The organism is Vibrio sp. ED002, from assembly GCF_023277445.1.
GTDB classification, from domain to species: Bacteria; Pseudomonadota; Gammaproteobacteria; order Enterobacterales; family Vibrionaceae; genus Vibrio; species Vibrio jasicida.
In genome coordinates, this window is record NZ_CP080239.1 from 2,074,130 (window position 1) to 2,093,955 (window position 19,826).

The 19,826-nt window shown below is 45.5% G+C and carries 16 protein-coding genes and 1 tRNA gene; 11 read left to right on the plus strand and 6 right to left on the minus strand.

What is annotated here, in order from left to right; translation table 11 throughout:
- Positions 1 to 50: 50 nt before the first annotated feature.
- The 5 genes from ITG12_RS25965 to ITG12_RS25985 all read left to right on the plus strand — a co-directional run bounded on the left by ITG12_RS25965 (position 51) and on the right by ITG12_RS25985 (position 5,985).
- Positions 51 to 1,061 (plus strand): TAXI family TRAP transporter solute-binding subunit, encoded by a 1,011-nt coding sequence (locus ITG12_RS25965; protein WP_038875293.1) that lies wholly within the window; start codon positions 51 to 53, stop codon positions 1,059 to 1,061.
- Between the two features lie 88 nt (positions 1,062 to 1,149).
- Positions 1,150 to 3,273 carry a TRAP transporter permease gene (locus ITG12_RS25970; protein WP_038875290.1) on the plus strand — a complete coding sequence of 708 codons (2,124 nt, stop codon included), beginning with the start codon at positions 1,150 to 1,152 and terminating at the stop codon, positions 3,271 to 3,273.
- An 8-nt stretch (positions 3,274 to 3,281) separates the two neighbouring features.
- Entirely contained in the window at positions 3,282 to 4,514 is a 1,233-nt protein-coding gene (gene lhgO, locus ITG12_RS25975; RefSeq protein WP_038875287.1) for an L-2-hydroxyglutarate oxidase, read from the plus strand.
- Between the two features lie 303 nt (positions 4,515 to 4,817).
- A complete protein-coding gene (locus tag ITG12_RS25980; RefSeq protein ID WP_050568801.1) occupies positions 4,818 to 5,513 on the plus strand; it encodes a hypothetical protein in 696 nt (231 codons plus the stop codon).
- 106 nt (positions 5,514 to 5,619) lie between these two features.
- On the plus strand, positions 5,620 to 5,985 hold the full coding sequence (locus ITG12_RS25985; RefSeq protein WP_227741113.1) for a hypothetical protein: 366 nt from the start codon (positions 5,620 to 5,622) through the stop codon (positions 5,983 to 5,985).
- Between the two features lie 32 nt (positions 5,986 to 6,017).
- Here the strand turns inward: ITG12_RS25985 and ITG12_RS25990 are convergent, their stop codons facing one another.
- The gene (locus ITG12_RS25990; protein ID WP_032802191.1) at positions 6,018 to 6,425 is read right to left on the minus strand and encodes a cystatin; all 408 of its coding nucleotides are present in this window, start codon (positions 6,423 to 6,425) and stop codon (positions 6,018 to 6,020) included.
- Positions 6,426 to 6,594: 169 nt separating this feature from the next.
- Between ITG12_RS25990 and ITG12_RS25995 the strand changes: the two genes are divergently transcribed.
- Both ITG12_RS25995 and ITG12_RS26000 read left to right on the plus strand, forming a co-directional pair.
- Positions 6,595 to 7,839 carry an NADH:ubiquinone reductase (Na(+)-transporting) subunit B gene (locus ITG12_RS25995; RefSeq protein ID WP_248874503.1) on the plus strand — a complete coding sequence of 415 codons (1,245 nt, stop codon included), beginning with the start codon at positions 6,595 to 6,597 and terminating at the stop codon, positions 7,837 to 7,839.
- Positions 7,840 to 8,133: 294 nt separating this feature from the next.
- Positions 8,134 to 9,534 (plus strand): tryptophanase, encoded by a 1,401-nt coding sequence (locus ITG12_RS26000; RefSeq protein WP_038875281.1) that lies wholly within the window; start codon positions 8,134 to 8,136, stop codon positions 9,532 to 9,534.
- Between the two features lie 99 nt (positions 9,535 to 9,633).
- Here the strand turns inward: ITG12_RS26000 and ITG12_RS26005 are convergent, their stop codons facing one another.
- Together ITG12_RS26005 and ITG12_RS26010 are read right to left on the minus strand one after the other, a co-directional pair.
- Complete coding sequence (locus ITG12_RS26005; RefSeq protein WP_038868549.1) at positions 9,634 to 10,245, minus strand: DUF2913 family protein; 612 nt, start codon at positions 10,243 to 10,245, stop codon at positions 9,634 to 9,636.
- A gap of 30 nt (positions 10,246 to 10,275) precedes the next feature.
- A tRNA-Leu gene (locus tag ITG12_RS26010) sits at positions 10,276 to 10,359 on the minus strand.
- 561 nt (positions 10,360 to 10,920) lie between these two features.
- On the opposite strand from ITG12_RS26010, the gene ITG12_RS26015 reads away from it, so the two are divergent.
- The 3 genes from ITG12_RS26015 (at position 10,921) to ITG12_RS26025 (ending at position 14,519) form a co-directional block, all read left to right on the plus strand.
- Positions 10,921 to 12,129, plus strand: coding sequence for a NupC/NupG family nucleoside CNT transporter (locus ITG12_RS26015; protein ID WP_038875278.1), 1,209 nt, complete (start codon positions 10,921 to 10,923; stop codon positions 12,127 to 12,129).
- Between the two features lie 207 nt (positions 12,130 to 12,336).
- On the plus strand, positions 12,337 to 13,611 hold the full coding sequence (locus tag ITG12_RS26020) for a sugar phosphate nucleotidyltransferase (protein ID WP_038875276.1): 1,275 nt from the start codon (positions 12,337 to 12,339) through the stop codon (positions 13,609 to 13,611).
- A 110-nt stretch (positions 13,612 to 13,721) separates the two neighbouring features.
- Positions 13,722 to 14,519: a helix-turn-helix transcriptional regulator gene (locus tag ITG12_RS26025; RefSeq protein WP_038875274.1), complete on the plus strand. Its 798-nt coding sequence runs from the start codon at positions 13,722 to 13,724 to the stop codon at positions 14,517 to 14,519.
- 24 nt (positions 14,520 to 14,543) lie between these two features.
- Here the strand turns inward: ITG12_RS26025 and ITG12_RS26030 are convergent, their stop codons facing one another.
- Positions 14,544 to 15,629, minus strand: a complete 1,086-nt coding sequence (locus tag ITG12_RS26030) for a DUF3541 domain-containing protein (RefSeq protein WP_248874505.1) — start codon at positions 15,627 to 15,629, stop codon at positions 14,544 to 14,546.
- A gap of 69 nt (positions 15,630 to 15,698) precedes the next feature.
- Complete coding sequence (locus ITG12_RS26035) at positions 15,699 to 16,307, minus strand: alpha-ketoglutarate-dependent dioxygenase AlkB (RefSeq protein WP_038875271.1); 609 nt, start codon at positions 16,305 to 16,307, stop codon at positions 15,699 to 15,701.
- A gap of 140 nt (positions 16,308 to 16,447) precedes the next feature.
- Between ITG12_RS26035 and ITG12_RS26040 the strand changes: the two genes are divergently transcribed.
- Entirely contained in the window at positions 16,448 to 17,806 is a 1,359-nt protein-coding gene (locus ITG12_RS26040) for a diguanylate cyclase (protein WP_038868556.1), read from the plus strand.
- Positions 17,807 to 18,178: 372 nt separating this feature from the next.
- On the opposite strand, the gene ITG12_RS26045 is transcribed toward ITG12_RS26040, so the two are convergent.
- Positions 18,179 to 19,735 carry a DUF3612 domain-containing protein gene (locus tag ITG12_RS26045; protein WP_080774276.1) on the minus strand — a complete coding sequence of 519 codons (1,557 nt, stop codon included), beginning with the start codon at positions 19,733 to 19,735 and terminating at the stop codon, positions 18,179 to 18,181.
- Positions 19,736 to 19,826 lie beyond the last annotated feature (91 nt).

Below are 19,826 nucleotides of genomic sequence, written 5' to 3' on the forward strand. Positions count from 1 at the left end.
TTAACATGATGTAAATCCCCAATCGTGAAACGACTACACGGAGAGTAATAATGAAAATGAATAAGCTGGTAAAAGCTTTGGCTGTCGCTGTGACTTCTTTTGGTATTGCTGCTAACGCTGCGGCAGAAGATCGTAGCTACATTCTTGCAACGGCATCGACAGGTGGTACTTACTACCCTGTGGGCGTAGCGTTGGCGACGTTAAGCAAAGTGAAATTGGCACCAAAGCACCACTTCTCCCTTTCTGCAATCAGCTCTGCGGGCTCTGGTGAAAACGTCAAACTGCTGAACGAAAATGAAGCACAGTTCGCGATTCTACAAGGTCTTTACGGTGCGTGGGCTTGGTCTGGCGAAGGTCCTTATGAGAAAAGCGGTCGCCAAGAGCAGCTGCGTTCGGTCTCTATGTTGTGGCAAAACGTTGAGCACTTTATTGTTCGTTCTGACCTAGCAAAAACGGGCACAGTGACAGATCTAAACAACCTAGATGGTAAGAAGTTCTCCATCGGTAAGAAAAACTCTGGTACAGAGAATTCTGGTCGTCAAATCATGAAAGGTCTGAATGTCGACCCAGATAAATTCAATCTAGCCTACATGGGCTACGGCGGTAGCGCGAGTGCGCTTCAAAACGGCACTATTGACGGCATGAACACGCCAGCGGGAGTCCCCGTTGGGGCGGTCACTCAAGCTTTTGCTGCGCTAGGTAAAGACATCTCGATTCTTTCGTTTACAGACGAACAAATCAAAGAGGCGAATGGCCACTATAACCTTTGGACGAAATACGAGATCCCAGCCAACACCTACCCAGGTCTGGACAAGCCGATCACGACTATCGCACAACCAAACTTCTTGGCCGTTCGTGAAGATATCTCGGAAGAAGACGTATACCAGCTAACGAAAGCAATATACGAGAACTTGCCATTCCTACAAGGCATCCACAAAGCAACCAAAGCAATGGCGATTGAGAAAGCGATTGCGGGTTTGCCAGTGCCTCTTCACCCAGGCGCGGCGCGTTACTACAAAGAAATGGGCATCGAAATCCCATCAGACCTAATGGCGAAATAACGCCTACTTCGCCCCGAGTTTCGGCTCGGGGCATTTTATCCCTACCGATTTCTAAGATGGAAAAAGCCGCCAGAGCTTGGAGTATGAGATGAGCGACTCAATAGAAAAGGAATTGCAGAAGTTTGAGCTGCCCACGCGCACTGACTTTCCGTGGGTAACCACCACAATTACAGTGTTTGGCGTGGTGTTGTCTGCTTTGCACATTTGGTTTAATACCTTATCGACCTTACCAGAGTTATGGATTTCCGCGACCCACTTTGCTGGCTTCGCGGTGATTTGTGCGCTTTGGTATCCGGCTCATATCTCTCTCAAGCAGAGTAAGATTGCACTCGGCATAGATGTGTTAATTGCTATGGGCGCGGTCGCATGTTTGCTCTACATTCCTTATGCCGAAGATGCATTGTACGAACGCGGTGTGAAGTTCGTGACCAGCGATTGGGTCTTCGCCATCATGGCAATTTTGATTGTTATTGAGCTGATCCGACGCACCATGGGCTGGTTTATTCCAGTGCTGATTGTGGTGTGTTTAAGCTACGTTGTGCTTTGGGGTAAGTGGGCGACAGGTATTTTCCACTTTCCGGGTTTGAGCATGGAAACCTTGCTCTACCGTAGCTTCTATTCTTCCGAGGGCATGTTTGGTTCTATCTCGCGCATCAGTTGGACTTTCGTATTCATGTTCATTCTGTTTGGTGCGTTTCTTGTGCGTTCTGGTGTCGGTGATTACATCATCAATGTGGCACGTGCTGCGGCAGGCAAAATCATCGGCGGTCCCGGTTTTATTGCGGTGATTGGCTCGGGTTTGATGGGCTCAGTATCGGGTTCTAGTGTGGCAAATACGGTTTCAACCGGTGTTATCAGTATTCCTTTAATGCAGAAAGCAGGTTTCCCTTCGCGCTTTGCTGCGGGCGTTGAAGCCGCAGCGTCAACAGGTGGTCAGCTGATGCCACCAGTGATGGGCGCGGGTGCTTTCATCATGGCGTCTTACACGCAAATTCCTTATGTCGATATCATCGCGGTGTCTTTTATTCCTGCTCTTATTTATTTCTTGTCTGTGGCGTTCTTTGTGCGTATCGAAGCCAAACGCAGCGGCGTTCAAAAGATCACGACCAGTGATGAGTCTCTACTAAAAGTAGTGATCAGCGGATGGCACAACCTTATTCCACTGGCGGTATTGGTCACTTTGTTGGTTCAAGGCTTTACGCCGACTTACGCTGCGGGCTTGTCGATCATTTCAGTGGTGGTGGCTTCTTGGTTTTCGAAAGATCATAAGATGGGACCAAAAGCGATCATCGAAGCACTTTCACAAGGTGCGAAAAACATGGCGACAACCGCCGTATTGCTGGTAGGTATCGGTTTGGTGGTCAACGTGATCAGCACGACGGGCATTGGTAATACGTTCTCATTGATGATCGACGGTTGGGCGAATGGTGACTTGTTCATCATGATCGTTCTGATTGCGCTCGCTTCTCTGGTATTGGGCATGGGGTTACCCGTGACAGCGGCGTATATTGTATTGGGCACACTGTCTGCCCCTGCGCTTTACAAGTTGATTGCGGAAAACCAATTGCTTGAATTGATGGTGTCGGGTCAATTGCCTGAACAAGCAAAAGCCATCTTTATGTTGGCGGCGCCAGAAAAGTTGGAACTTCTTAATGCACCAATGGCGTTGGAAACCGCGAAAGAAATGGTGGCGTTAGTACCTGCGGACTTTATGGAAACCCTACTAGAGCAAAGTTTGGGTATGGAAGCGGTAGGCTTGGCATTGCTGGCTGCTCACCTTATCATCTTCTGGTTATCGCAAGACAGCAACGTCACGCCTCCAGTCTGTTTGACCGCCTTTGCTGCGGCAACCATTGCTAAAACACCGCCAATGCGTACCGGTTTGATGGCGTGGAAAATCGCCAAAGGTTTGTATCTTGTACCGCTGTTGATTGCTTACACAGGCTTGGTGAGTTGGGATGTGACGTCGGTGATTACCGTGGGCTTCTTTGCCATCATCGGTACATATGCATTGATTGGTGCGATTGAAGGTTACTTGGAAGGTCCTCTAAACATTCTGACGCGTCTCTTGTTGGTTGTGGTGGGTACTTTGCTGATTTGGCACGACATCCCAATGTTGGTTCGTGTGGCAAGCTGCGCGGTATTTGTCGCGGTGTTCATTTACAGTGGTCGCAAGTTCAAATTGCAACAATCTCAACTATCGGTTTTATAAGAGGTCGTATGAAATCAGTCTATGACTACATCATTGTCGGTGGCGGTATCGTTGGCGTGTCGACGGCATGGCAACTGCAGCAACGTCATCCAGACAAATCCATTTTATTGGTTGAGAAAGAGTCCGGTTTTGCCAAGCATCAAACCGGACACAATAGCGGCGTGATTCATGCTGGGGTGTACTACGCACCGGGCAGCTTAAAAGCGGATTTTTGTAAGCGTGGAGTAGAGCGAACCATTTCGTTCTGTGTTGAGCACGATATTCCGGTGGAGAACTGTGGCAAGTTACTGGTTGCGACCAATGAGCAAGAAGTCGAACGCATGAATGCCCTCTATGAGCGCTGTCATGTCAACGGCATCGACGTAAAGCTACTCGATGAAGTTCAACTCAAGCTGGCTGAGCCAAACATCACTGGCTTAGGCGCGATTTATGTCAAAACTACCAGTATTGTCGATTATCGTTTGGTCACTGAGCAGATGGCGGAAGAGTTCAAAAAGCTCGGCGGGCAAATTAGCTTGAGAACCAAAGTGGTGGCTGCCGAAGAGAAGGATGAAGAAGTTCAATTGACCTGCATTTCAGACGGTCAAACTATGCAGCTCAATGCCAAGTTCTTGGTCACTTGCAGCGGCTTGATGGCGGATCGCATGACTAAGATGATGTCTATTCCGACCGATTTCCAAATCATCCCTTATCGAGGTGAATACTACCGCTTAGATAGCAAACACGACCAAGTGGTGAATCATCTTATTTATCCAATTCCAGACCCTGACTTGCCATTCTTAGGTGTCCACCTGACTCGCATGATTGATGGCAGTGTGACCGTTGGTCCAAATGCGGTGCAAGGCTGGAAGCGAGAAGGGTACGACAAGGTTAACTTCAGCTTGCAAGATACCATGCAAATGCTCAGTTTCTCCGGTTTCTGGAAGGTGACACAAAAGCATCTAAAAACTGGACTGGATGAGTTTAAGAACTCGTGGTGGAAGCCGAGCTATCTGAAATTGGTCAACAAATATTGCCCAAGCATCAAGGTCGAAGACCTCAAACCATATCCTGCGGGTATTCGCGCGCAAGCAGTGTTATCCGATGGAACCTTGGTTCATGACTTCTTGTTTGCCGAAAGCGCGAGAAGCCTGCATGTTTGCAACGCCCCCTCTCCCGCGGCGACATCTGCAATGCCGATTGGGGAGTACATTTGCGATAAAGTGAATGAGAAGATAGAGGCGAAAACCGAGACGGTTTAACAGTAAAAAGCCAAACCAAAAGTACCCCAGAAAAATAATGACTTTGTTTGTTAGGTTATTAGTGTCGGGTGTGCTGGAAGTTTGGCTTAGCCAATCACAAAGTAGACGTCGTTAAACATGAGCCTGCATGGCGACAGGAGTTTGTTGATATCGTGCGCTATTCTTCGAGTGTGGATTGTATCGCAAGATAACGTAATTTATATGTATAAAGCGATTTAAAGGTGACGTATGGCAGCGTTTAACTTACATTTTTAAGCTGTTTTCTAGCTCTTTCTATTTAAATTTGTATTTATTGGAGGAGTTATGATTACGAAGCAACATCTTAGGAAAGTTTGGAAGAATGAAGCGAGAGTTTCAGATGAATATTTACTAGTTATAAGCGAAGAACTTTCATCAAAGCTAGTTGAATGTAAGTTAGATAGCGAATTACGAATATCGCACTTCATTGCTCAATTGGTAAAAGAGGTAGGTCCTTATATCACGCTTGAAGAGAATTTCAATTATTCAGTTCAGGGATTAAAAAATACATTCAAAACCTATCGTAAAAATCCAGAGCTAGCAGAAAAACATGGAAGAAACGCCGCAATCAATCAAAAAGCCAATCAACAAGCAATAGCAAACAATGCGTATGCTATGAGAATAGGGAATGGAAGTGAAAGCACTGGTGATGGCTGGAAGTACCGCGGTAGAGGAATGATACAGCTTACAGGTAAGGGGAATTATGCTGCAATAGAAGGAGTACACGCCAACATCTGGGATGAAGATGTGAGTTTTGTTTCCTCCCCAAACCTTGTGGCTAAACCAAAATATGCAGTAAGGACTGCGATGATTTTTTGGTTAAATAACAAGTTATATTTGAAAGCTGACAAAGGAGCCTCTCGTACTGTCACGGATAGTATTACAGCGGTAGTTAATAAAAATACAGATTCATATGGACAACGACATGAGATTTTTGCAGGGCTGTATAAAAAAGGTACATTCAAAGATATTTTTAGGTAGTTTTTTTTTGACGATGTTGTTGGTACCTACTCCATCTTTAAGTTTTCAAATCTTGAGTTTTAATGATGCATATCTGTTATCAGGTCACGAGTTGGAGTCAGATTATATGGTCTACGTGCCAGGCTCTATGGAAGCAGAAATTACCAATGTGCTTAAATTTGATTGTGAAGGCAGCCGTGTTGAAGCGGTGAAAATTGGTAGCGAAATTAACAACGCAGCGACGTATGGCGAACATCTCCAATACTATTTCTTTCTCGTGAGAGACCATCAGTTTCACGTTCCTCTAAGAATTGTTGAATCTTTTCAAACGGTTGATAAAGAGTCCAAAGAGGTTCTATCGGAACATTTACCATTCACCAAGCATGATGTGTCTGACTTAGTATGTGATTTGATTCGCCCCCAGATTATGAGTTATCAGTTTACACGAGCGTTTGAAGCCGTCGCTAAACCAGAAAAGAACAAAGGCGACTAAACTGTCGCCTTTATTGTATTTGAATCTGGGAATTAGGAGTTGCCGTCTTTCGGGCAGAGTTCGCCTTTTTTGGCGTGTCTCTCGATCATGTAATCGCCGCGAGCACTGTGCAGGACTATCGCGTTCCAGACTTCACCATCTTTTAGCTCAAACTCCATCGCATAGTGTGTACCGCCGACGATTTGAGTTCTCACATCATTGATTTGTTTTAACTTATCCGTCGCATTCATTTGATGCAGAATCATGCTGAGCGAGCGTTCGGCATCTGGTGTCACTTTCGCCACTTGCCAACCTCCAGGGACACCGCCTTTCGAACCGCAGATCGCTTGCATTTTTTTCTTCAAACCAGGAGACATCTGCTTGTCTACGGCCAATGCGTTACCTGCAAATGAAAAAGCGGCCAACGACATCATCGCGGTCCACATCATCCTTAACTTCATAATCCACTCCATTGTTTTGTTATTGATTGAGTATAAGCACGCCTTTCACGGTTTACATAATAGCAAGGTCTTCTGTGCCAGCAGATAAATACGTAATGGGGGAGTTAAACAGGCTAAAAACGATCGCTTTTGATAGCGGCTCGTAACATTCTTTAGAGGAGGAGACGTTATGAGTCTGAAGCATTATTTTGAAAAGGTCTCACCAAAGTTTGAACCGGGAGGCCAATACCACAAGTTCTACCCACTCTTCGAAGCTGTTGAAACCCTTTTTTATACGCCGGGTAAAGTGAACCACGGCGTTACCCATGTTCGAGACAGCATCGATTTGAAGCGCATCATGATCATGGTGTGGTTAGCCGTATTCCCCGCGATGTTTTGGGGCATGTATAACATCGGTCAGCAATCCAGCGATGCTCTGCTGTACGGCCTTGACCAAGCTGTCGCGCAACAAGCCATTGATGCCTCTTGGGGGCTGAGTTGGGTTTGGGGTTCAGTAGAGGCGGCCAGCCAAGCGGGTTGGGCGAGTAAAATGCTGGTCGGTGCAACCTACTTTTTGCCTGTCTACGCGACTGTGTTTGTAGTTGGCGGCTTTTGGGAAGTGCTGTTTGCTATCGTCCGCAAGCACGAGGTGAATGAAGGTTTCTTTGTTAGCTCCATTCTGTTTGCGTTAATTCTCCCGCCCACCATTCCGTTGTGGCAAGCCGCGTTAGGTATCACTTTTGGTATCGTGGTAGCGAAAGAGATCTTCGGTGGTACGGGGCGTAACTTCTTAAATCCTGCATTGGCAGGGCGTGCATTCTTGTACTTCGCTTATCCAGCCAATATGTCTGGCGGCGCCGTTTGGGTTTCGGCTGATGGCTACTCTGGTGCAACCCCTCTTAGCCAATGGTACGAAGGTGGTCAGAGCGCTTTGACCAACAATATGACAGGCCAGCCTATCTCTTGGATGGACGCTTTCGTCGGTAATTTGCCGGGTTCTATGGGAGAAGTCTCGACCCTGCTGATCGTGCTTACAGGTCTGGTGCTGATCTTTATGAAGATCGCGTCGTGGCGGATTGTTGCGGGTGTCTTTGTTGGCTTAGCCGTGACGTCGCTACTGCTTAATGCAATTGGATCGAATACCAATCCCATGTTCTCTATGCCTTTCTATTGGCACTTCGTGATTGGTGGCGTCGCGTTCGGTACTTTCTTTATGGCGACAGACCCCGTATCGGCTGCATTCACAAACGGTGGCAAGTGGGCTTACGGTATACTAATTGGCGTGATGACGATATTTATTCGAGTGCTCAACCCAGCCTATCCGGAAGGCATCATGCTAGCGATTTTGTTTGCCAACTTGTTTGCTCCATTGTTCGACTACATGGTCAAAGAGAGCAGCATTAAGCGCAGAATGAAAAGGGCAAGACCTTCGTGAAATGAGGTGAGCTTCACTGAAATTTGATTGAAAACTGCACTATATTGAAAAGGTCAGGGACATGGGGTTTCTGGCTTTTCTTTTTATCAGGAGGACGAAGACGATGAGAGTCAAGAATATTCTTGATAGCCGTTTGGTGCTGTCGTTCTGGTACAACCTAGACTTCTGCCTGTCTCTTCTTAGTAAAATTTCTGGTCGTTAATTTCCTCAATGCTCTCGCATTGAAAAGCAATTTATCTGTTTGTTTTACTCTTCGCTTAAGTGCGTAGGGTCATGCGTATAAGGAAATTAACAATGAAACGTATCCCAGAACCGTTCCGTATCAAAATGGTTGAGCCAATCAATATGACGACCTTGGCTGACCGAGAAGTTGCCCTCAAGCAAGCGGGTTTTAACCCATTTCTTCTTCGTAGTGATGATGTTTATATCGACCTGCTGACCGACTCTGGCACTGGTGCTATGAGTGACAATCAGTGGGCGGGGATCATGATGGGTGATGAGTCCTACGCGGGTAGCCGCAACTACTACAACTTGTGTGATGCGGTAGAGCACTTCTTTGGTTACAAGCTGACAGTGCCGGCGCACCAAGGTCGTGGGGCGGAGCAAATCTTATTCCCAGCTTTGATTGAACGTATGCGTCAGGTTCGCGGTGGTGAGACACCAGTGTTTATATCAAATTACCACTTCGACACCACAGCGGGTCACATTGAGCTCAATGGCGGTAAAGCGATTAACGTGGTAACAGAAGAAGCATTCGACACTACCACGCCATACGACTGGAAGGGGAACTTTGACCTTAATAAGCTGGTGGCAACGATTGAAGAGCATGGTTCTCACAACATCTGTGCGATCATCACAACGGTTACGTGTAACAGTTCAGGTGGTCAGCCTGTGTCGATGGAAAACATGCGCAGCGTGTACGAAATCGCAACCAAGTACGACATTCCAGTGGTGATTGATTCGGCTCGTTACTGTGAGAACGCTTACTTTATCAAGCAACGCGAAGCGGGCTACGAGACCAAATCGATTCTTGAAATCATCCGCGAGATGTACCAATACGGCGACATGCTCACTATGTCAGCGAAGAAGGACCCAATGGTAAACATTGGTGGTATGTGTTGTATTCGCGACCATCAAGAGCTGTTCCAAGCGGTTCAAACACGATGTGTACCGATGGAAGGCTTTGTGACTTACGGTGGTATGGCTGGCCGTGATATGGAAGCCTTGGCTCGTGGTCTATATGAAGGTGCGGATGAGGATTACCTTCACTACCGCATCAGCCAAGTGCAATACTTGGGTGAGCGTCTACGCGAGGGTGGCATTCCAATTCAATATCCAACGGGTGGTCATGCCGTGTTTGTTGACGCAGCGAAAATATTACCTCATATACCCGCGGATCAATTTCCAGCACAAGTGTTGTGTAATGCTTTGTACTTAGAAGCGGGGATTCGTGCAGTAGAGATTGGTTCACTGTTGCTTGGTCGAGATCCGGAAACAGGTGAACAGAAAGCATCAGAACTCGAATTGATGCGCTTGACCATCCCGCGTCGTGTATATACCAACGACCATATGGATTATATCGCCGATGCCATTATTGAATTGAAGAACCGCTCGCATGAGTTAAAGGGACTCACCTTTGATTATGAGCCTCCGGTACTTCGTCACTTTACGGCACGCTTTCGCGAGCTGGATTGATCGAGAAAACGTTATGTTTCGATAAGCAAAAGGCCGCGAAATTCGCGGCCTTTTAGAACTTGGCTTACAACGTTAATGGTATGTTTATATCAATCAAACTTACGCTAACTCGAGTGAGATACGTACAAATTGTTCGTCTTGATATTGCACTTCATAATTGAAGGTGTTGCTGGCATAAATGCTACCTAAGAACAATGAACGTTGACTCATTGGGCCACGGAAAAGCATCGAAATAGGTGCGATCATGGCGTTATTGTCGTCGAAATGTTGGTTTAAGTTGTCAGAGAGGACACACAGTAAGCAGCCATGCTGGTCGTGTGATAAATCGACATCTTCAGGACGCGAGAGCAGTACGGTCGTACCGAGTTTTTTCTCTACTTCGTTAATCAGTAGCAAGTAACTATCGAGGTGAGGTTGCGGATTGCTCGGTTTATTCGCACCCACACAGCGTTCAAGCAAAGCTTCAAGGTTGCCATTTTCCCCTTTGGCCTGTTGAGTCAGAGACTTTAACGGCTTTTTAATCAGTTTGTAGCGGTTACTTTTAAGCTTAGGCTTAAGCCATTTTTGCAGTAAGTCGTTACGTTCTTTTAAGGGAATAGGTCGCGAGGACGCATGGAGTTTGAAGTGCAGGTGTAATAGGGCGTGCACTGCAAGCTCGCTTAGAAGTTGGTTAGCATCAGCGGATTGTCTTGCCTGCTTAGAACTTTGCATTACACTCTAAATTTCTTATAGGAAGAATAATGGTGCCGAGAGAGGGACTCGAACCCTCACACCTAAGGCACTAGCACCTCATGCTAGCGTGTCTACCAATTTCACCATCTCGGCATCATGATGCTCTGAATACACAGAGGCTTCGGAAAGAAGCGTTCCAAATTGTATATCCAAAATCCATAGATTGGCGAGAGCAAAATTACTCATTTTTGGACTTTGGTGTTCGATTGAACATTTATTGTCCGTTTTTGGCCGTTTCACCATGCGTTCCCCTCTTAATACCCCTATTTTCACTACAAGTATGAACACAAATTGGCATTCTTGCGCAAAAAATGAACGCTTGAACGTTTGCGTAAATAAATGTGATGAAACTCTCGTTTTGATGGCTATACTTGCGACCCGTTTAAGCGGGAATTAGGGTTCGTTGTTCAGGACCCTTACCCATACAAGCCGTCACATGGAGCGGGATGAGTCGAATACTCTCCAGCAGTGAATGACCCCACGGACCGGACCAGCTAAGTTCAATTGCTTGTATAAGGTAAAAATAAGATGTCGAACTATCCGTTCTGTCGCCATGTTAGATCTACGGGTGCCTTGTCACTCGACACGTTGTCCCTTTCTTTTGCCAATTCCTTTGGTGTTTCTTTCTTTTTCAACGTTCAGTAGGTCTGGTTCATGAGTGTTCTATTTAGTTTATTTGGTATTGTTGCACTACTAGGTTGTGCGTTCCTACTGTCAGAGAGCCGTTCTTCAATCAATTGGAAAACCGTATCTCGTGCTTTGTTGCTCCAAATGGGTTTTGCTGCTCTAGTGCTTTACTTCCCTTGGGGGCAAGCTGCGTTGGCCAGTTTGAGTAGTGGCGTTGCGGGTCTTTTAAGTTTTGCTGATGAAGGGATCAAATTCCTCTTTGGTGACCTTGCTTCTACTGGTTTTATCTTTGCTGTCCGCGTTCTTCCTATCATCATTTTCTTCAGCGCTCTTATCTCAGCCCTTTACTACTTGGGTATCATGCAAAAAGTGATTCAATTTATTGGCGGTGCTATCCAAAAGTTTTTGGGTACCAGCAAAGCAGAATCATTGGTTGCAACAGGTAACATCTTCCTATCCCAAGGCGAATCACCACTTCTTATCCGTCCATTTCTACAAAACATGACCCGCTCTGAGCTGTTTGCGGTAATGGCTGGTGGTATGGCGTCAGTCGCAGGTAGTGTTTTGGGTGGTTACGCAGGTCTAGGTGTAGAGTTGAAATACCTAATCGCAGCAAGCTTCATGGCAGCACCAGGTAGCTTGTTGATGGCAAAAATCATCGTGCCTGAGCGTCAAACCCCAAGTGATTACAACAACATCGAGCTGGATAAATCAGAAGAAAGCAACGTAATCGATGCGCTAGCAAGCGGTGCGATGGGTGGTATGAAAGTTGCCGTTGCTGTCGGTACGATGCTTATTGCCTTCGTGAGTGTGATTGCGATGGTAAACACGGGTTTAGAAAACTTAGGTGAAATGTTCGGTTTTGCTGGCATCACGCTACAGGCTATTTTCGGTTACCTATTTGCACCTCTAGCATGGTTGATTGGCGTTCCGGGCCACGAAGTACTTGCAGCGGGCTCTTATATCGGTCAGAAAATCGTAATGAACGAATTCGTCGCATTTATCGACTTCGTACAACATAAAGCGACACTGACTGAGCACACGCAAATTATCATTACTTTTGCTTTGTGTGGCTTTGCCAACATCGGTTCGATTGCGATTCAACTTGGTTCAATTGGTGTGATGGCACCAGAGCGTCGTAAAGACGTAGCAAATATGGGACTGAAAGCGGTAGCAGCAGGTACCCTAGCAAACCTAATGAGCGCTTGTTTAGCCGGTATCTTTATTTCTCTTTAAGGGATGCCCGCACATAAAAATAAATCAAAACCCGCTTCCATAGCGGGTTTTTGTTTATAAAACGCTTGAATGAGAGATTGCTTAAATATTTAAGAGAACATTGCTCTGTAATATTATTTTTTGAGCACATTGCCCCCAATATTGAATAGTACTGCCGTACGGTTTACGTTTACTTTCTAAACTATAAATAAGACAAGGAAGTGAAACATGACGTCAAAAGTAGTATCGATCGTGTTAGCCGATAAGGAGAGTGGTGGGTTAGAGCCGCTCTCAGGAACGTGCTGTAAATCTATTACCCCATTCGCGGGTGCCCATCGTTTGATTGACTTTGCGTTGAGCAATCTAATTCAATCTGGCATCAAGCGTAATCTTGTCTTAAGTCGATTCCATTGCCCTGCTTTAAATGAACACATTAAGCGTGCTTGGAGCAAGTACGAAGCGAACATCGACATTCTTGAGCCGGCATACCCCCATAATAAGTTTTTGTCTGCGTTGCAGTACAATTGGACCGATGCTTTGCTGCAAAACCTAGAGGCCATTAACCGTCCGACTGATGAGCATGTACTGTTAGTTGGTGGAGAACAAATTCATCGGCGCTACCTTTCTTCATTGCTGCAATACCACAGAATCCAAGCGTCTGAGTTAACGCTTGTTGTAGCTCAAGTTCCTACCGAGCGAGCGTCTGCTTATCATGTTGTGGAACTGGATGAGCAAAACCAAGTAACAAGCATTCAGCACCAGCCACAGCAACCTGCAGAGATACCAAATAAGCCAGGCATCTCTCTTGTGCTTACCGAGAACTATGTACTTAAGCGTGCGACCTTAGTCAAAGGCTTGTTCACCAATGCAAAAAACTTAGACGGACGACATGATTTAACTTGTGATGTGATTGGTAAACTGGTTCAGAAGGTCAAAGTGGCACTATTCGATTTGGGAACCGTTGATTCAGACCAAGCCCCTTTGTATTGGCATGGTTTGAATAGTGTTGATGACTATTGGTCGGTGCAAATGGCGATGTTGGTTGAGCAAAATGATACGCAAAAGAAAAGTTCAGAGCCATTGCTTAGTAAAGAAATCGTCTCGCAGCGATCGAGCTTATGTAATGATGCGGGAGGCATTAAAGTTCGCATTAAAGACAGCTATATCGCTTCAGGCTGCCGAATTGAAGGGGCGTGCTCTATCCGCTCTGTGATTGGGGTTGATTGTGATTTAGGTAGAAACAGCATGTTGCATGAGGCGGTATTGATGGCGCGCTGTAAGATTGGAGCAAACAGCCGCATTACACGTGCCATTATTGAAGAGGATGTCCATATCGCTCCAGGGACAGTCATTGGTGAGAAACTTGAGAAAGACAGTGAGCGGTTTTTCGTAACGGAGGGGGGATTGGTCGTGATTCCCAAAGGCAGTCGAGTCGGTTTTGAACAACCACTGACGTCACTGCATGACAATTACCCTGAAGACGTTACAGCGAATACGATTTAAGTCCGGTAAGGTTTATTGTGTTTTCATTTTACGAAATACTGAAATCTTATCTATTTTAATTAAAAGATTTATAACACATTGATATTGAGCCCAGTTGGCTAGGAGAGAGGATGAAGTTCGATCGTCTTCATTTTGCAAATGCATTGAAGCATTACCGAAAAAAATCAAACTACTCGCAGGATGGGTTGGCCGAACTCCTCTCCTCCGCTCATCGTGTTTTTTCTAGTTTAAACCAAGCTACATTGAGCCAGTGGGAAAGGGGGAAGATTGAACCCACTCTATTGCGCCGCCTCGGGGTTGCTCATTTCTTTCAGCAGCCTTATCACTATGATGAACAAGAGCTAAAAAGTGTCAAAAAAGCACTGCAACATCCTGTGAATTTCCAAAATCTGAATACGGTGTATGACTATGAAATCACGCATCGCAGTCATGTTGCTTTTGATAAGCTGGACGAGGACGACAAACAGCTGATTTTCGATTCTCATTTCAGGCAAAATGGCAATGCAGTCACAGATACGTTTGATGCCTTATGTTTGACCCAGCCTAAAGTGTTTTGCTTTTACTATAAGAAGATGTTGGTTGGTCATGTATTGTATGAGCTAAAGCAAGGGGCGATTTATCTTATCAGTGTGGTCTTTCTCACTAAAACCATTCGAACCGCATTACTTAATCATATCGCGGAGATCAGCCGAGGTTTGATGGTGTATTTTCCGATTCGAGACCGCAGCCTCAAGCAGTTTATGAGTGACTGCTTCCTAGAAAAGTGCTGTTATAGCCGCAGCGTCACCTTTTATGCTGGAACCAGTGAACAGTTTTTTGATAACCCGATGATTCTCAGTGTGATGGAAGGCTATCAAGATTTTCGTTTAGTCCGTTATGAACAAGTACAGAAAAAGCAGAAGGTCTAACCTTATTGTTTAAATAGCACCATATTACGATTTCGGAACCAGCCCGTAGGGTAACGATTGAAAAGCGAATGGCTGATTGGCAACCGTCGGAGCTTGGTGAACACCCTTCCAGTCCAATAACATGATAGCCAAGACATTTCTATGCTCTCCATATTTTAAGTCGAAGCCGCCATCGACCGATGGGATCATGCCTTGTTCGAGATTGATTGAGCCTTGAATCGCTTGACGTGTTTTCTCGACGACTGGGTCATTCTCTAGCCCGGCAAGAAGAAACGTAATACCCACTTCGGCAATCACATCTTCTTTAGAGCGTAAGATAATCGTATCGATATTGTCGCGGAAGTAATCGTATATCCATTGATGGTCAGACTCATTGACCTGTTTTTGATAGTACTGAGAATCACCAAAAATAATGTGTGTCATGCCGTAGATTTTGTTGCTGTATTGCTGCGGTGACAACTTCTTATCCTGTGAATCTGGATAGGTGCTTTTAAACGCTTTGGTGAAGTCATTGACGACATCTTGCTCACCCAGTTGGCGTAGCCAATAAACTTGATTGGCCAGTTGCGCCGCCCATGCCTCGATCATTTCAGGATCGGTCGCGTATTTGGTGAAATCATAACGTCGAATGACGCTTCTTAAGGTCTTATCGTGTTTGTGTTTAAGGCCGTATTCGTCAGCTCTTGCCATTGCACCCAGCAAATCGACCCCTAGATAAAAATACTCAGGTTGATGCTTGGTCACGGTATAGCGGCGCTGGCCTCGTTCGTCTTCTTGGTCATGGTAATTGGCAAGGCGTTCTTCTGAATACAATATGATTTGTTCTGGCGTATTCACATCACTGGCAAAGTGATTCAAACGGCTGGCGACTTGAGCCATGTCTGTCCACACCGCAGGAAGGTATTTATCATCTAGAGTTTGGCGGTACATGCGCAACCCAAAGTGGCCTTCTTTAAATGCTGGTAGGGAATAAAGCTGCGACTCAAACGTATCTTTTATTAACTGTGCAGATTGAGGGTAGCTCAACACGGGTGAGTCCTGATCGGCTTGAACGTTAAAGACCAACGAACAAGAGAGCAAGATAGCTAAGTTGAGAGGTTTGATACGCATAATTACATTCCACAAAAAGCCCAGAATTCAAACCTAGCATCAATGCTTCTTTGCTATGTAATGCCTCAGTCAATAGTTGGTCACGATATGGCGGAAGGTCAGGTTGATACGCTCACCTTTCGGTTTTGCCGTTTTGGGCACCGCGTGTTTCCAATGATGCTGCAGTTCTCCTGCCATAATTAACAAGGCACCATGGCTAAGTTCATACTCTAGCTGAGTTTTACAATGTAAATTCCGCAGTAAAAAGCGTCGAGTTTCGCCAAGGTTTACAGAAGCGATAACCGGATTTCTTCCAAGCTCTGGCTCATTATCTTGGTGCCATCCCATGGAGTCCTGTCCATGACGATATAGGTTTGCTAAGACCGAGTTGAATTGAACTTTGGCAATGGCTTCACAGCGCGCTTTTAGCTCATTGAGATCCGGTGTCCAAGGGTGTGGCGACATGGTTAACCCTGAATATGTATAGGCAACATCGCCATGCCAAGCTTGTAACCGAGGTTGCAGTACTGAGCGGCCGAACATGGTGATGCGCTCTTGTTGCCATGGGAGAGTAGAGCGAAGGTTAGAGAAATAACGATCAGCTTCTAAGTTACTGAGAAAGTTAGGGTCATAGTAAATTCTGCCCTGTGCTACTTCTTGCCAAAATGAGCTTTTAAATAAATCACCTTGTACTTGCATCTCACTTTACCTTTCTCATTTATAAAAATGGTCGATATTTATTACCTTTACGATAGCTATTGGTTATTCTTAAGGTAAATAAGCATTTTAACAATAATGAATAAGTCTCGTTGTAGTCAGGACGAGATAGTGAGGAACAAATGCGCTATTCACCCAGAAAGCAGGGCTATTTTGCATTGTTCTTTCTCACTTTTTTTGCCTTGTGTATTGGGGTAATTGAGCTGTTACATCGGAACCAGCAAAGCCTCTACCAAGAGCGAGTTCAAGTTGAGGCCAAAGAACAACTTTCTATTCTCCGTTCCAATTTGGAAGCGGAACTTATGGCTGATATCTATAAAGCCAGCACCCTTGCCACACTCATTACTTTGCTGCCTAAAGATGAGGAGCGCAAGCTTAATCTTGCAGCCAATCGAATCCTAAACAAAAGCAAGCACATCACAGTGATTGGCATGGCAGAAAACGACGTGGTCAGCCATATCTTTCCCTTAAAAGGGAATGAAGCCGTGGTTGGCTTGGATTATCGGACTGTGCCAGAACAATGGGTACAAGTTCAAAAAGCTAAGGAAATTGAAGAAATCTTTATCGCTGGCCCTATCGAGCTAGTGCAAGGTGGGAAAGGGTTGATTGTGCGTGTCCCTGTCTTTCGTGATCCACCGATAAACAATGATTATTGGGGCGTGATCAGTACCGTCATCGACTTTGACGGTTTGCTGAGAGATACGGGGGTTATCGAGTTTTCATATCGTTATTACATGACGATTCGTGGCTATGATAGTGGTGGCGAACTTGGCGATGTTTTCTTTGGTCAAACGAGCGAAAACGGCCAAGTGTATGCCAAAGAGCAAGTGCATTTCCCTTATGGCGGTTGGAGTATTACGGTCTATGCCAACGGAGAGTTGGAAAAACAAGTGTCTTGGCACCGACTTCATATTGCACGACTCGTCGGTTATCCCATTGTACTAGCGATGAGCATCGCATTGATGGTGATTTATCGTTTGTACATTGTGGCAGATAGCCGTGCGCTGCATGACGAGCTGACTCAGTTGCCAAATCGACGTTACTTTATGCAGTCGTACAAGCATCAGTTTGAAATCGCAAAGCGTTATAAAAAACGTTATCGCTTCGCTCTTGTGAACATCGATTTAGATCATTTCAAGCACATCAATGACACTCATGGACATGATGCTGGAGACAAAGTACTTGTTGCTTGTGCAGAGCGAATCAAAAGCAGCTTGCGTCGCTCTGATATTGTCGCACGTATGGGCGGGGACGAGTTTTTGGTGGTGGTCCATAACCCGAAAACAGAAGAAAATATCCAAACACTTTTGAAAAAGTTAAGAACGGCATTGTGCTCCACACCAGTTATCTATGACGGAGAACTGATTTATCTGCGCACTAGCATGGGTTACGCGATGTTTGATCCTGTCATGACATCGCCAGAACAAATGATGAAAATTGCAGATGAGCGGATGTATCAGCAAAAGCATTATGGCGGGTAATACTTAAACGTTGATAGTGCTTTAAACACAGTCAGTGTCTTCCCGCTTTTGACTGATTTTCATTTTAAAGGGGTGTACTCATCAACGAGGCTATTGCTGATAAAGGGATTAGTAGCAATGCTATCTGTAGCATATTTTGCAGTTTTTTGCATTTTGCAAATGCGATTTGCAAAATGTGTGCTCAATAAATCATCAATATGCATCAGGATCGAAGAAAAAATGGTGTTTTAAAAGTTGGCACGCATCGTGCTTTATACAGATTGACCCTTATTAAGCCGAGGGTCACCTAGCCAACTGACGTTGTTAGTGAATACACATTGTTCACAAGTATATACCGCCAATCACCTTTATTGTGATTGGCGTTTTTTCTTTCTATAGGTCAAGAACTTGCACCTCGTCTCCAGTATCTCCTGAATCACCACACTTGTTATAGCAACTCGGTTGTCTTGGACATACCGCGCCTCTTGAACAAATCAATCTTGCTTGAGTTTGAATTCCTCGTTCAATCCAATTGATATTGAGGATCTTAGCTATCGTCGTCAGATCCTTTTTGATGTGCTGTGGAATCACCGTACTGCCCCCTGAAGAGACACACAGCGATTTTAGCTCTTCTGCAATTGCAATCGCATCCCCACCCTGTGCAGAAATAGCCGGGTTGAGGTCAATGCCAGCACAAAGCACGCGATTGTTTCCTGCTGGATCAAATACATTGACTGATTCACAACAGTAGATGCGTGGTTCATTACCAACATTGAGAATCGAGATCTGTGCTGAGCTGGTATCTAGCGGCTGTGACAGACGACGGAAGACTGCCCAGTGTTGACAAGGGTCATTCACTTTGCGCATGTTCCCCCAAGGGAGTGGAATACCATTACCACGATAAACCGCTTTGAGCTTACCTGGTCCATAAGCATCAAAGTAATGCCAATGTGGGTACGGCGATACCACCGTCATGCGGCGCATTGCGACAGAAGGGGAGACGCCCGCTTTTTTGTGAACATCGATTTCATAACCTGAGCGATCGAGTAATTGGCGAAATGGCACTTTTGGACAGAGTAATGCACCGGCAAAGAAACTCGACTCAAAATCGCGCCATGCCTGGAGGATATCTTGAGAGTTTAGCTCTGAGTTCGACACCGGGCTGTCTGTCTGTTCCCAATTGTTCTGGTGACCAATAGAGAGCACATTGCTCATACCATCACTGCTGTGTAGCACCCTGTGACCAATATACACAGCCAAGTCGTACTTTAAGCGAGTGGGGTAATCACGCATTCGTTTATTCAGGTAAATCGTGCCAGGGGCTTCCATAAAAGAAGTCACGAGTTGTTTGGCGCTGACCCCCAGTTCATCAACCACATCTTGAGGGGCGCGATCAATCCAACGAATGTCCAATCCCAAGCTTTTGGCAATGTCGATTAAGTCTTCAACCGATAGATTCAAACGTTTTAAGCCGACTTCTTCTGCCGCTCTTTCTAAGTCTGGAAAGTGGTTTTGATGATTTTCTTGGTGAGCACGAATCAAAAGATGAGCAAACTGACGCCCAGTGATACCTGTTTGGGAGAGCATCTCTGGTATCGCGATTTGCAGGATATCGTTAGAGAACAAGAAGCTGGGTTCGAGCGCCATCCCGTTAATGCCGCCACGGTTGCCTTTATTGGGCGTGATGGCTTCGAGCTCTGGCTCATCGTCCAAAAACCAAGCGGGTTCTTTTTGGAAAACTTCGGCGATCACTTCCAACATATCGATGCTCGGTACGCGTTTTCCACGTTCGATCATCGATAGGTAAGAAACGGAAGGCGCGTACTCTGGATTTATCCTTACACAACGCGCAGACAAATCCTCCATCGTTAAATGGTTGTTTTTCCTTAGGTTGCGAATTTTCGTACCCAAGAAATGAGATTGGCGGATAAGACTTTTTGACACAGACATTTTGTAAAATTCACATTGTAAAATTTTTGTTGTGAAATTGTAGTCAATATTTCGCTAGTCTACATACTGAGCAGGCAAGGAAATTAACCAT

Excerpts from the sequence above, each read along its gene's own strand:
- ITG12_RS25965 (WP_038875293.1), top strand. The coding sequence starts at position 51 with ATGAAAATGAATAAGCTGGTAAAAGCTTTGGCTGTCGCTGTGACTTCT.
- ITG12_RS25970 (WP_038875290.1), top strand. The coding sequence starts at position 1,150 with ATGAGCGACTCAATAGAAAAGGAATTGCAGAAGTTTGAGCTGCCCACG.
- lhgO (WP_038875287.1), top strand. The coding sequence starts at position 3,282 with ATGAAATCAGTCTATGACTACATCATTGTCGGTGGCGGTATCGTTGGC.
- ITG12_RS25980 (WP_050568801.1), top strand. The coding sequence starts at position 4,818 with ATGATTACGAAGCAACATCTTAGGAAAGTTTGGAAGAATGAAGCGAGA.
- ITG12_RS25985 (WP_227741113.1), top strand. The coding sequence starts at position 5,620 with ATGGTCTACGTGCCAGGCTCTATGGAAGCAGAAATTACCAATGTGCTT.
- ITG12_RS25990 (WP_032802191.1), bottom strand. The coding sequence starts at position 6,425 with ATGAAGTTAAGGATGATGTGGACCGCGATGATGTCGTTGGCCGCTTTT.
- ITG12_RS25995 (WP_248874503.1), top strand. The coding sequence starts at position 6,595 with ATGAGTCTGAAGCATTATTTTGAAAAGGTCTCACCAAAGTTTGAACCG.
- ITG12_RS26000 (WP_038875281.1), top strand. The coding sequence starts at position 8,134 with ATGAAACGTATCCCAGAACCGTTCCGTATCAAAATGGTTGAGCCAATC.
- ITG12_RS26005 (WP_038868549.1), bottom strand. The coding sequence starts at position 10,245 with ATGCAAAGTTCTAAGCAGGCAAGACAATCCGCTGATGCTAACCAACTT.
- ITG12_RS26015 (WP_038875278.1), top strand. The coding sequence starts at position 10,921 with ATGAGTGTTCTATTTAGTTTATTTGGTATTGTTGCACTACTAGGTTGT.
- ITG12_RS26020 (WP_038875276.1), top strand. The coding sequence starts at position 12,337 with ATGACGTCAAAAGTAGTATCGATCGTGTTAGCCGATAAGGAGAGTGGT.
- ITG12_RS26025 (WP_038875274.1), top strand. The coding sequence starts at position 13,722 with ATGAAGTTCGATCGTCTTCATTTTGCAAATGCATTGAAGCATTACCGA.
- ITG12_RS26030 (WP_248874505.1), bottom strand. The coding sequence starts at position 15,629 with ATGCGTATCAAACCTCTCAACTTAGCTATCTTGCTCTCTTGTTCGTTG.
- ITG12_RS26035 (WP_038875271.1), bottom strand. The coding sequence starts at position 16,307 with ATGCAAGTACAAGGTGATTTATTTAAAAGCTCATTTTGGCAAGAAGTA.
- ITG12_RS26040 (WP_038868556.1), top strand. The coding sequence starts at position 16,448 with ATGCGCTATTCACCCAGAAAGCAGGGCTATTTTGCATTGTTCTTTCTC.
- ITG12_RS26045 (WP_080774276.1), bottom strand. The coding sequence starts at position 19,735 with ATGTCTGTGTCAAAAAGTCTTATCCGCCAATCTCATTTCTTGGGTACG.